The sequence below is a fragment of the Mesorhizobium sp. M7A.F.Ca.US.014.04.1.1 genome, assembly GCF_003998745.1.
Lineage (GTDB): Bacteria > Pseudomonadota > Alphaproteobacteria > Rhizobiales > Rhizobiaceae > Mesorhizobium > Mesorhizobium ciceri.
Window position 1 is genome coordinate 1 of record NZ_RZRW01001422.1, and the last position, 497, is coordinate 497.

1 pseudogene is annotated in these 497 nt (G+C 70.2%); it reads left to right on the top strand.

The window, feature by feature from the left end:
• Nucleotides 1-497 (top strand): annotated as a pseudogene (locus EOA22_RS36895) (phage tail protein); the annotation flags it as partial.

Genomic DNA, 497 nt, shown 5'->3' on the forward strand with positions numbered 1-497 from the left:
GCGCCGGGCTCCGGCGCCAGCGTCTCGCTCGATGGCGTCAATGGCGACATCGCCTCGCTGAAGACCGAAATCGCCGGCTTGAAGGACGCCGGCGGCAACGGCGATGCAGCGGCGAAGATGGTCGGGCTGTCCTCGGGCCTGGAGCAGGTCAAGGCTGATGTCGCGGCGCTGAAATCGGCTGTCGAGAAAGGTGGAGCAGGCGACGCGGCCGGCGTCACCGCACTGGGCGACAAGGTCGCGCAGATCGAGACGGCGGTCGCCGCCCTCGGCAAGGCGGGCAGCGCGGCGCCGGTCGATCTTGGTCCGCTCACCGAAAAACTGGCAGGCCTCGACGCGCAGGTGAAGTCGGCCGGCGAGGCGGCTACCGCGCAGGATGGCCGGCTGAAAGCGCTGGAGCAGTCTGTGTCGCAGCTGTCCGGCAAGGTCGAGGCGGCGGCGGGACAGCCGAAGATCGCGCTTGCCATCGCGGCGTCGGCCTTGAAGGCGGCGCTTGAGCG